This is a genomic window from Petrotoga sp. Shatin.DS.tank11.9.2.9.3, assembly GCF_003665005.1.
In the GTDB taxonomy this organism is placed as follows: domain Bacteria; phylum Thermotogota; class Thermotogae; order Petrotogales; family Petrotogaceae; genus Petrotoga; species Petrotoga mobilis.
In genome coordinates, this window is sequence record NZ_JGVT01000011.1 from 1 (window position 1) to 855 (window position 855).

The following is an 855-nucleotide window of genomic DNA, read 5'->3' on the forward strand; positions in this document are numbered from 1 at the left end:
TTTATCAAGTTGGACACTTAATACATTAAGCACATGGAATTTGTCAAATACTATCTTTGCTTTTGGAAAATGTTTCCTTGCTCCAGCTTTGAAAGGCACCGACATATCCATGCATATGGACTCTATGTCTGTTGGATCACCGTTTTTTTCAGTGTATCTCTCTTTGAATGATAGAAAGGTTTCTGCATCTTTTCCATCAGCTATATGTACAACCTTTTCTCGTTCCACATCTAAGAAATTGGTTAAATATACATGATGCTTTTTCCTTGCTATTTCATCAACAGATAACGTTTTTATTGGTTCTTTTGAGAAATCTTGTTTTTCTAATTCCTTTGAAACGTAAAAGTCTAATATTCTCCACAACCTATTTTGGGTTGTATTATACTTTTTAGCTATCTCAGCAACCGTCATGTGGTTGTACAACTCGAGAATAAACGCTTCAAACAATAAGGTGAATCCAGAGTTTTTTCGAGCCCAAGGAACCTCTACAGTCTTTGTTCCATCATCTGTTTTTATCCTAGCTACCCTTGCATGTATGTATGTTTCATACTGGAATAAGTTTAAGTGTCTCCAACTCCTTTGAACCGTATCGTATGCACTGTAATATTTACCATTGTATTCGAACTTTGCACCTTTTTTGAAATCCACATATATGTTGATTGTATTTCCTTGTTGTTCTATCTCTTCTATGTACCATGGCTCTGTTATATTCAGTATCTGTTCAAAAAATTTTGGTAACTCTTTTCTCATCTGGTATCACTCCCTATATGTTTTGTGTTCTTCTACATGATACCAGATTATTTAATCATTTGTTCATATTTCATTTTTTCTACCCACACTTTTTGGAAGAGAACC

At 34.2% G+C, this 855-nt stretch carries 1 protein-coding gene; it reads right to left on the reverse strand.

All coding sequences use genetic code 11. The features are described from left to right. Positions 1-750, reverse strand: a 750-nt coding sequence (locus BZ25_RS10145) for a transposase (protein ID WP_147429949.1), incomplete at its 3' end; no start/stop codon positions are given. Positions 751-855: the final 105 nt, after the last annotated feature.